We start from the raw sequence: 11,919 nt of genomic DNA on the forward strand, positions 1-11,919 counted from the left end.
GACATCCGGCATGAGTAATCTTCACCAGACTCAGCAGCACAACAACGACAAGGCCACGCTTCTTGAACGGCTGATTTTCAACAATCGGCCGGCAGTGATCGTCATTTGCCTGCTGGTCAGCGCCTTTCTGTTCTGGCAGGCCACGCTGGTCCGCCCCTCCACCAGTTTCGAAAAGATGATCCCGCTGGAACATCCATTCATTCAGAAAATGATGGAGCACCGCAACGACCTGGCCAACCTGGGCAATACGGTGCGGATTTCTGTCGAAGCTGTGGATGGCGACATCTTCTCCAGGCAGTACATGGAAACCCTGCGCGAAATCAACGACGAGGTGTTTTATATCCCCGGCGTCGACCGTTCCGGGCTCAAGTCGTTGTGGAGCCCGAGCGTGCGCTGGACCGAAGTCACCGAGGAGGGCTTCGCCGGCGGCGAGGTGATCCCGCAGAGCTATAACGGTTCGGATGACAGCCTGGATCTTCTGCGTAACAACGTGCTCAAGTCCGGTCAGGTCGGCCGACTGGTGTCCAACGACTTCAAATCGAGCATCGTCGATGTGCCGCTGCTGGAGTCCTACCCGGATCCGCAAGACCAGGGCAAGCTGGTCAAACTGGACTATCAGCAGTTCTCCCATCAACTGGAAGAAAAGATTCGCGACAAGTACCAGGCGCAAAACCCCAACATCAAGATTCACATTGTCGGTTTCGCCAAGAAAGTCGGCGATCTGATTGATGGCCTGCTGATGGTGGTGCTGTTCTTTGGCGTGGCGTTCCTGATTACCCTGGTGCTGCTGATCTGGTTTACCCGCTGTATCCGCAGCACGATTGCGGTATTGAGCACGACGTTGATTGCCGTGGTCTGGCAGTTGGGCCTGATGCATGTGGTGGGATTCGGGCTGGACCCTTATTCGATGCTGGTGCCATTCCTGATTTTCGCTATCGGTATTTCCCATGGCGTGCAGAAGATCAACGGTATTGCCCTGCAATCCAGCGACGCCGAGAACGCCCTGACGGCGGCGCGGCGGACCTTTCGCCAATTGTTCCTGCCGGGGATGATCGCGATTCTGGCCGATGCGGTGGGTTTCATCACGCTGCTGATCATCGACATTGGCGTGATCCGCGAGCTGGCGATTGGCGCGTCGATTGGTGTTGCGGTGATCGTGTTCACCAACCTGATTCTGTTGCCCGTGGCAATTTCCTACGTTGGTATCAGCAAAAAAGCGGTCAGCCGCAGCAAGAAGGACTCAGTCTGTGAGCACCCGTTCTGGCGCTTGCTGTCGAACTTCGCCAGCGCCAAAATCGCGCCGGTGTCTGTCGCGCTGGCGTTGCTGGCCTTTGGCGGCGGGCTTTGGTACAGCCAGAACCTGAAGATCGGTGACCTTGATCAGGGAGCGCCGGAATTGCGCCCGGATTCGCGTTACAACAAGGACAACAGTTTCATCATCAACAACTACTCCACCAGTTCCGACGTGTTGGTGGTCATGGTCAAGACGCCACGCGAAGGCTGCTCAGCCTATCCGACGATGTCGGCCATTAATGAATTGACCTGGAAAATGGAGAATACGCCGGGCGTGCAATCGGCGATTTCCCTGGTGACCGTGTCCAGGCAAATGATCAAGGGCATGAACGAGGGCAACCTGAAATGGGAATCCCTGTCGCGCAACAAGGACGTGCTCAACAGCTCCATCGCCCGGGCCGACGGCTTGTACAACAACGATTGCTCGCTGGCACCGTTGCTGATTTTCCTCAACGATCACAAGGCCGAAACTCTGGATCGGGCCGTGCATGCGGTGCAGGATTTCGCCAAGGAAAATAACCGCGAAGGCCTGGAATTCCTGCTCGCAGCGGGGAACGCCGGTATCGAAGCAGCCACCAACGAAGTGATCAAACAGACCGAGATGACCATCCTCATCCTGGTCTACATCTGCGTCGCGACCATGTGCATGATCACCTTCCGCTCCTGGGCGGCGACCTTGTGTATCGTCTTGCCGTTGGTGCTGACGTCAGTGCTGGGTAACGCCTTGATGGCGTTCATGGGCATCGGGGTAAAGGTCGCGACCTTGCCGGTGATTGCTTTGGGCGTGGGGATTGGCGTCGATTACGGCATTTATGTCTACAGTCGCCTGGAAAGCTTCCTGCGCGCCGGCTTGCCGTTGCAGGAAGCCTATTACGAAACCTTGAAGTCCACCGGCAAGGCGGTGTTGTTCACCGGCCTGTGCCTGGCCATCGGCGTGTGCACCTGGATTTTCTCGGCGATCAAGTTCCAGGCGGACATGGGCCTGATGCTGACCTTCATGCTGCTGTGGAACATGTTCGGCGCGTTGTGGTTATTGCCGGCACTGGCACGGTTCCTGATCAAGCCGGAGAAGATGGCGGGCAAGGTGGGAAATTCGTTGTTTTCCCATTGAAGGAGCATTAAATACCTCATTCCTCGCTCCCACGGGATTTGTGTCACGGGCTAGCCCCCCGAACCCTGCCCCAGCACCACACTCAACGCATTTCTGGCATCGTCGAGCTGCACCAGCGTCGCATGGCGGGCGCCGAGGGCGTCGCGATTCTGGATAGCGGTGAGGATTGCCTTGTGACGCGGCAGCGCCAGCTCGTGCAGATTGGGCCGTCGATTGGAATGCTTGAGGGCTTCACGCAACGCCAGCGACAGCATGTTGCACAGGTGCGAAAGCAAGTCGTTGTGGGTGGCGTCGGCGATGCGGCTGTGAAAGTCGAGGTCTGGCTGTAGCAACGCTTCCGGCGTCGGCGCGGCTTCCATGCGTTGGTAGGCTTCGTCGATGGAGGCGATTTCTTCATCGGTTGCGTACTGGGCGGCCAGCGCGGCAACGGCCGGCTCGATCACCGCACGAACACTGGTGAGCAGGTTGAAGAACTCGTTTTGCGGGGTGCTCTGCATGACCCAATGCAGCACGTCTGGATCAAGCAAGTGCCATTCCTTACGTGCCTTAACGACAGTGCCTACGCGCGGGCGGGAATAGACCAGGCCCTTGGCGACCAGGACGCGAGTTACCTCACGCAGGACCGGCCGACTGACCGCATATTCTTCGCACAGCAAGGCTTCTGCGGGCAGCTTTTCGTCAGGCTTGAAACGCCCGGAGACGATCTGCATGCCAAGTTCCTGGACGATGCGGGCGTGCATGCTTTTACGGTCGGAAGGCTTTCGGTAATCCATGGGAACGCAAGTCGATCCTGAGCGATGAATGCGGCGCATCATAGCATTGGCGGCGAGCTTGAAGGAGATGGCGCCCGTTGGAGCGAGGCTGGCCCACGAATGGCGGCAATGCTCGGTAAGTCAAATGCACCGCGTGATCGTTCTTCGCGGGCAAGCCTCGCTCCAACAGCTGTCAACTAGTGCGAATGACGCGGCACCTCGGCCCCACGGCAACCGACCAGGAAGTCGAAATCGCAACCCTGGTCGGCCTGCAACACGTGCTCGACATACAACTCACGATAACCACCGACCAACAGTTTTGGCGGGGCTTGCCAGTCCGCGAGGCGTGCGGCCAGTTCGGCGTCGGAGATATCCAGATGCAGGCGACCCGTCGCGCAATCGAGTTCGATCCAGTCACCTTCCTGCACCACGGCCAGCGGTCCGCCCGCAGCCGCTTCCGGCGCCACGTGCAAAACCACCGTGCCGTAGGCGGTGCCGCTCATGCGTGCATCGGAAATCCGCACCATGTCAGTCACGCCTTGGGCGAGCAGCTTGGCGGGCAGGCCCATGTTGCCGACCTCGGCCATGCCTGGGTAACCCTTGGGCCCGCAGTTTTTCATGACCATCACCGAGTTGGCGTCGATGTCCAGATCGGGATCGTTGATCCGCGCCTTGTACATGTCGAAGTTCTCGAAGACCACGGCGCGGCCACGATGCTGCATTAATGATGCGGTGGCAGCGGACGGCTTGAGCACTGCGCCCAATGGTGCGAGGTTGCCGCGCAGCACGCAGATGCCGCCATCGGCGCGGATCGGGTTGTCCAGGGCGCGGATCACTTCGTCTTCGCCGTAGATCGGTGCGTTTTTGGTGTTTTCGCGGATGGATTTGCCGTTGACCGTCAACGCGTCAGGGTTGGGCAACAGCTTGGCCTCATCCATGCGGCGCAGCACGGCGGGCAAGCCGCCTGCGTAGTAAAACTCTTCCATCAGGAAACGCCCGGACGGCTGCAAGTCGACGATGGTCGGCATGCCACGGCCGATGCGTGTCCAGTCGTCCAGCTCCAGGTCCACGCCAATGCGCCCGGCAATGGCTTTGAGGTGGATCACGGCGTTGGTTGAACCGCCGATGGCCGCGTTGACGCGAATCGCGTTTTCGAACGCCTCTTTAGTAAGAATCTTCGACAGGCGCAAGTCTTCGCGGACCATCTCCACCGCGCGCATACCCGACATATGCGCCAGCACATAACGACGCGAATCCACGGCCGGGATCGCAGCGTTGTGGGGCAGGGAAGTGCCCAGTGCTTCAGCCATGCAGGCCATGGTCGATGCGGTGCCCATGGTGTTGCAGGTGCCTGCCGAGCGCGACATGTCGCCTTCCGCCGCGAGGAAATCGTCGAGGGTAATCTGCCCGCCCTTATAGGCTTCGTGCATTTGCCAGACCACGGTGCCGGAGCCGATGTCCTTGCCTTTGTGCTTGCCGTTGAGCATCGGACCGCCGGTGACGACGATGGCTGGCACGTCACAACTGGCCGCGCCCATCAGCAACGCCGGAGTGGTCTTGTCGCAACCGGTGAGCAACACCACGCCATCAATGGGATTGCCGCGAATCGCTTCTTCGACGTCCATGCTGGTCAGGTTGCGGGTGAACATCGCGGTGGGGCGCAGGTTGGATTCGCCGTTGGAGAACACCGGGAATTCCACCGGCCAGCCACCGGCCTCGATCACGCCGCGCTTGACGTGTTCGGCGATCTGCCGGAAGTGCGCGTTGCAGGGCGTCAGCTCGGACCAGGTGTTGCAGATGCCGATAATCGGCTTGCCCTGAAATTGATGATCGGCGATGCCCTGATTCTTCATCCAGCTGCGGTACATAAAGCCGTTCTTGTCGGCGGTACCAAACCATTGGGCAGAACGCAGGGTGGGTTTTTTATCGGAATCAGACATGATCGGCTCTCTTATTGTAAGACTTAATGGCGTTTATGACGGTTAAAGTAAGCGCAAATTCGCTCCATTGGAAGAGTTGTGAGCTAAATAGTAATACTATATAGTCGGTTTTCAATGAGGGAATGACCCTGGCAAAAGCTCACGCTCAAAGCCAGAGGCGGCCCCAGAGGTTCCATAACAAAAACAATTGGAGACCGCTTTCATGAGCCAGGAACTCAGGCTTATTCGTCGCATCACCCTGAAACTGATCCCCTTTCTGATCCTGCTCTACCTGATTGCTTACGTTGACCGCTCCGCCGTCGGCTTCGCCAAGCTGCACATGAGCGCGGACATCGGCATCGGTGATGCGGCTTATGGCCTGGGTGCGGGTCTGTTCTTCATCGGCTATTTCCTCCTGGAAATCCCCAGCAATCTGATGCTTGAGCGCTTTGGCGCGCGGCGCTGGTTCGCCCGGATCATGATCACCTGGGGCGCAATCACCATCGGCATGGCGTTCGTTCAGGGCGCGCACAGCTTTTATGTCATGCGTTTCCTGCTCGGTGCGGCGGAAGCCGGCTTCTTCCCTGGCGTGCTGTACTACATCACCCAGTGGTTCCCGGTTCGCCATCGCGGCAAGATCCTTGGTTTGTTCATCCTCTCCCAACCTATCGCCATGATGATCACCGGCCCCGTGTCCGGTGGTCTTTTGGGCATGGACGGCGTACTCGGCCTGCACGGCTGGCAGTGGCTGTTCATCGTGATTGGCACGCCAGCGATTCTGCTCACCTGGCCGGTCCTGCGCTGGTTGCCGGACGGTCCGAAACAAGTCAAATGGATGGACCAGGCCGAGAAGGACTGGCTCACCGGCGAACTGAAAAAAGACCTCGAAGAATACGGCCAGACCCGCCACGGCAATCCGCTGCATGCCTTGAAAGACAAGCGCGTGTTGCTGCTGGCGCTGTTCTATCTGCCAGTGACCTTGAGCATCTATGGTCTGGGCCTGTGGTTGCCGACGCTGATCAAACAGTTCGGCGGCACCGATCTGGTGACCGGCTTCGTGTCTTCAGTGCCGTACATTTTCGGCATCGTCGGCCTGTTGATCGTGCCGCGCAGTTCCGACCGTCTCAATGACCGTTACGGACATCTGGCCGTGCTTTATGTGCTGGGCGCCATCGGCCTGTTCCTCAGTGCCTGGCTGGCCATTCCGGTCGCGCAACTGGCGGCTTTGTGCCTGGTGGCCTTCTCGCTGTTTTCCTGCACCGCCGTATTCTGGACCTTGCCGGGACGTTTTTTTGCCGGTGCCAGCGCCGCCGCCGGGATTGCCTTGATCAACTCGGTGGGCAACCTGGGCGGCTACATCGGTCCGTTCGTGATCGGCGCGCTCAAGGAATACACCGGCAATCTCGCGTCCGGGCTGTATTTCCTGTCTGGCGTGATGGTCTTCGGCCTGGTGCTGACCGGCGTGGTGTATCGCCTGCTGGAGCGCAAACACGTCTTGCCCGCCACCGATTTCGCGGCGAGTGCGCGCAGCCGCCAAGCCTGATCTGTTTTGTGGGAGCGAGCTTGCTCGCGAAGGCGGTGAATGTGCTGGCGTTTTCGCGAGCAAGCTCGCTCCCACAGTCCGTACTGTATGAAAGGAGATCCCAATGAACCTCGTGCAATTTGAGTTGAGCAACGGCCAGCGTCGTGTCGGTCTGGTGGACGGCGATCTGATCCGTGAAGTGCAAGGCGCACAAAGCGTGCGCGAACTGGCGTTGTCAGCCATTGATGCGGGCATCGATCTGGCTCGGCAGGTCGACAGCCAGGGCCTCGGTGACAGCCACGATTATGCGCAACTGCTCACCGAGCAGCGCATCCTGCCGCCGCTGGATCATCCCGATCCTGCGCACTTGCTGGTCAGCGGTACCGGCCTGACGCATCTGGGCAGCGCTGCGGCGCGGGACAAGATGCACCAGCAGGCGGGCGACGAAGCGTCGATGACTGACACCATGCGCATCTTCAAATGGGGCGTGGAGGGCGGTAAACCCGAGGCAGGTCAGGCAGGTGTGCAACCTGAGTGGTTCTATAAAGGTGATGGCGGCATTGTCGTGCGTCCTGGCGCGGCTTTTCCATTGCCACCGTTTGCCGAAGATGGCGGCGAAGAGCCCGAGCTGAGCGGGCTGTACGTGATCGGCAACGACGGCAAGCCTTATCGGCTGGGTTTTGCCATCGGCAACGAATACTCCGATCACATCATGGAGCGCAGAAACTACCTGTATCTGGCGCATTCCAAGCTGCGCGCCTGCTCGTTCGGACCTGAACTGCGTGTGGGCGAACTGCCGCAGAATCTGGCCGGCACCAGTCGGGTCATTCGTGACGGCGCCGTGCTCTGGGAGAAAGAGTTCCTCAGCGGCGAGGCCAACATGTGCCACAGCCTGGAAAACCTCGAATACCACCACTTCAAATACGCCCAGTTCCTGCGTCCAGGCGATGTGCATGTGCATTTCTTCGGCACCGCGACCCTATCGTTCGCCGATGGCATTCGTACCCAGCCGGGCGACCAGTTCGAAATCAGCCAGGCCGAATTCGGTAAACCACTGGTCAACGGCATAGCCACCAGTGAAACCGCGTTTCAGCCGGGGGGAATTGGCAAGCTTTAACACGCGGCCGAGGTAGGAGCGAACTTGTTCGCGAGGCGCTATTGCTGTGTACGCAGACCCAGCGTCTCGCCAACAAGTTGGCTCCCACATGTTCTACGACACCAATAAAAATAACGAGGTGTGCACATGACCAACACTACTGTGCCCGTCGAAGGCTTCGACGAGGACGCTTTCGAGGACCGGATTTATCGCAAGGTGAACTGGCGGATCATCCCGTTGTTCATCGCCTGTTTCCTGTTCGCTTATCTGGATCGGGTCAACATCAGTTTCGCCAAGTTGCAAATGCAGAGCGATCTGGGTTTCAGCGAAACGGTTTACGGCCTCGGCGCCAGCCTGTTTTTCGTCGGTTATTTCCTGTTCGAAGTGCCCAGCAACATGCTGCTGCACAAGATCGGTGCGCGAGTGTGGATTGCGCGGATCATGGTGACCTGGGGCATTACCTCGGCCTGCATGATGTTCGTGCAGAACGAATTCTGGTTCTACACCTTGCGGTTTCTGATCGGCGTGATGGAAGCTGGCTTCGTTCCCGGAGTGCTGTATTTCTTTACCCAGTGGTATCCGGGTAATCGTCGGGCGCGGGTCAATTCCTACTTCAAGAGTTCGATCTGCCTGTGCGGTATTGTCGGCGGTCCGATTGCCGGATTGATTCTTGGCCATTTCGATGGCGTGCTGGGCATGCCCGGCTGGCGCTGGTTGTTCCTGCTTGAGGGCATTCCTTCGGTGCTGCTCGGCATCGTGGTGTTCTGGTTCGTCTGCGACCGGATCGAGGATGCGCCGTGGTTGAATGACCGGGAGAAGAAAGTCTTGTTGGCGCGGATGGCCAAGGAAGTGCAGCCGGAGATTCCGCAGACCTTCAAGGACATCTGGAAACACCCGACCACTTACGTGATGTCGGTGATTTATCTGTGCCTGGTGATGGCGCTGACCGGCCTGCTGTTCTGGATGCCGCAGTTGATCAAGACCGCTGGCGTGGCCGATACGATGAACATCGGGCTATTGACCGTGATCCCGTATCTGGGCGCCGTCGTCGGCAATCTGCTGATCGGTGCCAGCTCGGACCGGCATGGCGAGCGACGCTGGCACATGGCCGGTTGCGCTTCACTGACCGCCGCAGGTTATCTGGTCTGCGCCAGTTTCCCTGGGCAGCTGGTGCCATTGATGGTCGGCATGACCATGATCATGACCGGAATCATCGCCTGGATGCCGATCTTCTGGACCATTCCGCCGCGCTTTCTCAGCGGACTGGCGGCGGCTGCGGGCATCGCGCTGATCAACTCCATTGGTCAGCTCGGCGGGATCATTGCGCCGTTCATGGTCGGCCGGATCAAGGACCTGACCGGTGTCGCCACGCCTGCGCTGTATGTGCTGTGCGCCGTCTGCGTGCTGGCCACGGCGCTGATTATCTGGGGCATACCGAATCGCTATTACGTGCGTGAGACCATTCACGACAAGCCGATTGCATCACCGGCACAAGCCCCGGCCTGACCGAGCAGGGCATTTTGGCCTATCATTCGCCTTTTTCATGAAGGCGAATGAAATGACCGACGCTCCTGCCACCCTGCACGAATCCCTGAAGACCGCGACCATGCTGGAAATCGACGGCCTGCACGCCTGGGATTTCTTCCTCGGCGACTTCCTGACTCTGGAATGCATGGACGGTCGCGAGCGCAAGACCTGGCGTTTCAGTCTTGAGCAGATTCATGCGGCGACGTTCGACGCAGCGCTGCAAAGCTGGACGATCAACGACGGCACCAGCGATCACAGCTTGAAATGCCTGGATGCGTTCACTCCGAGCAATGACGTGGACGAGCTTGAAGAGGACGGATCCGTATAAAACCAATCCGGGGCAGGCAGTGTCATAGAGGTGATTCCCGCGTCGATGGCGCCCGATAACAATCCACAAGAGATATGCCCATGACTCGTAAACTCCTGCCGTTGCTGACGCTGGTCAGCGCAATGAGCGCTCTGCCGCTACAGGCTCAAAGCATGACCGACTACGATGTACTGATTGGTTCATATACCCAGGGTGCCAGCGAAGGTATCTACCGTTATCGTTTCGACAGCCAGACCGGCAAGCTCGACGCCAAGCCGCTGCAAGTGATCAAGAGTGAAAATCCGTCCTGGCTGACGCTGTCCAAAGATCAGCGTCATCTGTTTGCGGTTTACGAAAACGGCCCCGGCGGCAGCGATGTGGTGGGCAAGGTCAGCAGTTTTGCCATTGACCCCAAGACCCATGATATAACCCTGATCAATCAAGTGGTCAGCCGTGGCGACGAGCCGACCCATTCGAGCCTGAGCCCGGATGAGCGTTTCCTGTTTGTCTCCAACTACGCGGTGCATCCCGATCCGGGTGGCGCTCTGGCGGTGATTCCCGTCGGCAAGGACGGCAAGCTGTCTGATGTTGCGCAAGTCAGCAACAATCACGGCGCCAGCAAGGTCAACGCGGAACGCCAGGCCTCTTCCCACGTGCACTCAGCGGTTCCAACGCCGGACGGCAAGTATCTGGTGGCCAGCGATCTGGGCGCCGACAAGCTATTCGTGTTCAGCTACGACGGCCAGAAAACCCAGCCGTTACAGCCCGCCAAACATCCGACCGTAGTGCTGGCGCCGGGCAGTGGTCCTCGGCATCTGTTGTTCAGCAAGGACGGCAAGCACGCCTGGCTGACTCTGGAAATGGTTGCCCAGGTTGCGGTGTTCGATTACCACGACGGTGCGTTCAAGCAGACGCAACGGGTGGACCTGAAGAATAAAGGCGTGCAGCAGAAAGTCGGCGGGGGCGGCTTGCACACTTCGGCGGACGGCAAGTTCCTGTACGTGGCCAATCGCGGCGAGGCCAACCAGTTGCTGGTATTTGCCATCGACGGCAAAGGCCAACTCAAGGAAATTCAGCGCCGTTCCGTGGAAGGCACCGAGCCCCGGGAGTTCAGTTTTGACCCCAGCGGCCACTTCATGCTGATCGCCAACCAGAAAAGCAATCAGATCGTCACCGTCAAGGTCGATCCGAAAACCGGATTGCTCGGCGAGACCGTGCAAAAGGTCGACTTCGATTCGCCTTCGGACTTCCGTTTCCTGACGCGCAAGTAGCTGTGGATCGGCGCCAGCCCGCCAAATGCGCGGGCTGGCGTATGTATTAATCCGGCTGATATGAGCTAGTGCTACAAAACATTTCGAATGATCGGCCCTCGGGGGTAAGTTTGAGTCACGGCCAAGACGGTCAAGACTTGAAACGAAGCTTCCACAGAACATCCGAGGGTTACCGCCATGAACTTCAATATCTTCTCCATCATCGCCGCGTCCGCCATCTCTGCCACTGTTGCGCTGCCAGCCCACGCCAGTGTCGAAGTTGCCGACAAAAAAGCTCACTCTACCCAGACCTACTCTCCCAAGTATCTGCAACAAAGCGCCAAGTTCTATGCAGCACTGGATCACAAGACTCAACAATGAACTTGGTTAACAAGTGAATCCATTCCCCGTTAATGAACGGTTCAATACCGGGGAATGGATTCGCAGTCAAAGTTTTATGTTACCGCCGCTTTCGCGAGCATGTTCGCTTACCCAGGTTTTTGCGCCCACTGATCATTGCGTATCAGACCCTGCAAATTCTGCCAGTGAGCCTGCTCGCGAAAGCGTCAGATGACTTCCCCTTGGCCCGCGCCTGTAAAGGTCGCGGGGTTTTTTTTGCTTCGATGTTTGTCTGCCCATTATCAACCGACCTGATAACCGCTATGCCCAGCCATCGTTTTTAAATAGTGCGCTTTTCCACGATCCTGTCGGCCTGGAAACACATCACGGAGTTACACCCATGGCCACTGCCATTCTTAATTCAATCAAACAAGGCGCTTATATCGCCATTTCGCTTTATGTTGTCTTCATCGCCGTGGTCACTGTTACCAGCATGAATCCACAACTTACAACGCCCTCGGCGCAAACCCTGGTTGAGCGTACGGCGACTAATGCGCAAGAGCGTGCGTCGTGAGTGGCGGGAAGTTATGGGTAACGGCCGGGCTCGCGGTATTGATCAATGGCGGTTCATTGCTGGGCGTTGGCCAAGGCTCGGTGGGCGGATTAGCGCGCAGTATCGAATGCCGACACGAGATCGCCCACGCCATTGAACGGTCCAGGGCACAGAACATGGTGGCGGGGAATCGGCCGGAAAGGGTGGGCGACCTGATTTAAGCCTGTAGGAGCGAATTTATTCGCGAGGG

General features: G+C 58.4%; 11 protein-coding genes. 9 read left to right on the plus strand and 2 right to left on the minus strand.

All coding sequences use genetic code 11. From position 1 onward, the window contains the following. The first annotated feature begins 10 nt into the window (after positions 1-10). Complete coding sequence (locus tag ACP7E4_RS12465; protein WP_426113998.1) at positions 11-2,404, plus strand: efflux RND transporter permease subunit; 2,394 nt, start codon at positions 11-13, stop codon at positions 2,402-2,404. 50 nt (positions 2,405-2,454) lie between these two features. On the opposite strand, the gene ACP7E4_RS12470 is transcribed toward ACP7E4_RS12465, so the two are convergent. Further along, positions 2,455-3,177 (minus strand): FadR/GntR family transcriptional regulator, encoded by a 723-nt coding sequence (locus ACP7E4_RS12470; RefSeq protein WP_426114000.1) that lies wholly within the window; start codon positions 3,175-3,177, stop codon positions 2,455-2,457. Positions 3,178-3,353: 176 nt separating this feature from the next. Continuing rightward, positions 3,354-5,096, minus strand: a complete 1,743-nt coding sequence (locus ACP7E4_RS12475) for an IlvD/Edd family dehydratase (protein WP_426114002.1) — start codon at positions 5,094-5,096, stop codon at positions 3,354-3,356. 202 nt (positions 5,097-5,298) lie between these two features. On the opposite strand from ACP7E4_RS12475, the gene ACP7E4_RS12480 reads away from it, so the two are divergent. The 8 genes from ACP7E4_RS12480 (at position 5,299) to ACP7E4_RS12515 (ending at position 11,890) form a co-directional block, all read left to right on the plus strand. Next, positions 5,299-6,618 (plus strand): MFS transporter, encoded by a 1,320-nt coding sequence (locus ACP7E4_RS12480; RefSeq protein ID WP_426114004.1) that lies wholly within the window; start codon positions 5,299-5,301, stop codon positions 6,616-6,618. A 103-nt stretch (positions 6,619-6,721) separates the two neighbouring features. Further along, on the plus strand, positions 6,722-7,714 hold the full coding sequence (gene araD1 / locus ACP7E4_RS12485) for an AraD1 family protein (protein WP_426114006.1): 993 nt from the start codon (positions 6,722-6,724) through the stop codon (positions 7,712-7,714). Positions 7,715-7,840: 126 nt separating this feature from the next. Then, complete coding sequence (locus tag ACP7E4_RS12490; protein ID WP_426114008.1) at positions 7,841-9,199, plus strand: MFS transporter; 1,359 nt, start codon at positions 7,841-7,843, stop codon at positions 9,197-9,199. Positions 9,200-9,251: 52 nt separating this feature from the next. Continuing rightward, positions 9,252-9,548, plus strand: a complete 297-nt coding sequence (locus ACP7E4_RS12495; RefSeq protein ID WP_426114010.1) for a DUF5629 family protein — start codon at positions 9,252-9,254, stop codon at positions 9,546-9,548. An 80-nt stretch (positions 9,549-9,628) separates the two neighbouring features. Beyond that, complete coding sequence (locus ACP7E4_RS12500) at positions 9,629-10,798, plus strand: lactonase family protein (RefSeq protein WP_426114012.1); 1,170 nt, start codon at positions 9,629-9,631, stop codon at positions 10,796-10,798. 177 nt (positions 10,799-10,975) lie between these two features. Then, positions 10,976-11,158, plus strand: coding sequence for a hypothetical protein (locus ACP7E4_RS12505; protein ID WP_065833428.1), 183 nt, complete (start codon positions 10,976-10,978; stop codon positions 11,156-11,158). 358 nt (positions 11,159-11,516) lie between these two features. Next, a complete protein-coding gene (locus tag ACP7E4_RS12510) occupies positions 11,517-11,690 on the plus strand; it encodes a hypothetical protein (RefSeq protein WP_426114014.1) in 174 nt (57 codons plus the stop codon). Further along, positions 11,687-11,890: a hypothetical protein gene (locus ACP7E4_RS12515; protein WP_426114016.1), complete on the plus strand. Its 204-nt coding sequence runs from the start codon at positions 11,687-11,689 to the stop codon at positions 11,888-11,890. The genes ACP7E4_RS12510 and ACP7E4_RS12515 overlap by 4 nt, the downstream gene beginning before the upstream one ends. The last annotated feature ends 29 nt before the right edge of the window (positions 11,891-11,919 follow it).

This window comes from Pseudomonas sp. DSP3-2-3 (assembly GCF_049898225.1).
Classification (GTDB): Bacteria; Pseudomonadota; Gammaproteobacteria; order Pseudomonadales; family Pseudomonadaceae; genus Aquipseudomonas.

What these genes read in the sequence shown, in the direction of transcription:
- ACP7E4_RS12500 (WP_426114012.1), top strand. Translation starts at nt 9,629, where the DNA reads ATGACTCGTAAACTCCTGCCGTTGCTGACGCTGGTCAGCGCAATGAGC.
- ACP7E4_RS12495 (WP_426114010.1), top strand. Translation starts at nt 9,252, where the DNA reads ATGACCGACGCTCCTGCCACCCTGCACGAATCCCTGAAGACCGCGACC.
- ACP7E4_RS12510 (WP_426114014.1), top strand. Translation starts at nt 11,517, where the DNA reads ATGGCCACTGCCATTCTTAATTCAATCAAACAAGGCGCTTATATCGCC.
- ACP7E4_RS12490 (WP_426114008.1), top strand. Translation starts at nt 7,841, where the DNA reads ATGACCAACACTACTGTGCCCGTCGAAGGCTTCGACGAGGACGCTTTC.
- ACP7E4_RS12480 (WP_426114004.1), top strand. Translation starts at nt 5,299, where the DNA reads ATGAGCCAGGAACTCAGGCTTATTCGTCGCATCACCCTGAAACTGATC.
- ACP7E4_RS12475 (WP_426114002.1), bottom strand. Translation starts at nt 5,096, where the DNA reads ATGTCTGATTCCGATAAAAAACCCACCCTGCGTTCTGCCCAATGGTTT.
- araD1 (WP_426114006.1), top strand. Translation starts at nt 6,722, where the DNA reads ATGAACCTCGTGCAATTTGAGTTGAGCAACGGCCAGCGTCGTGTCGGT.
- ACP7E4_RS12470 (WP_426114000.1), bottom strand. Translation starts at nt 3,177, where the DNA reads ATGGATTACCGAAAGCCTTCCGACCGTAAAAGCATGCACGCCCGCATC.
- ACP7E4_RS12465 (WP_426113998.1), top strand. Translation starts at nt 11, where the DNA reads ATGAGTAATCTTCACCAGACTCAGCAGCACAACAACGACAAGGCCACG.
- ACP7E4_RS12505 (WP_065833428.1), top strand. Translation starts at nt 10,976, where the DNA reads ATGAACTTCAATATCTTCTCCATCATCGCCGCGTCCGCCATCTCTGCC.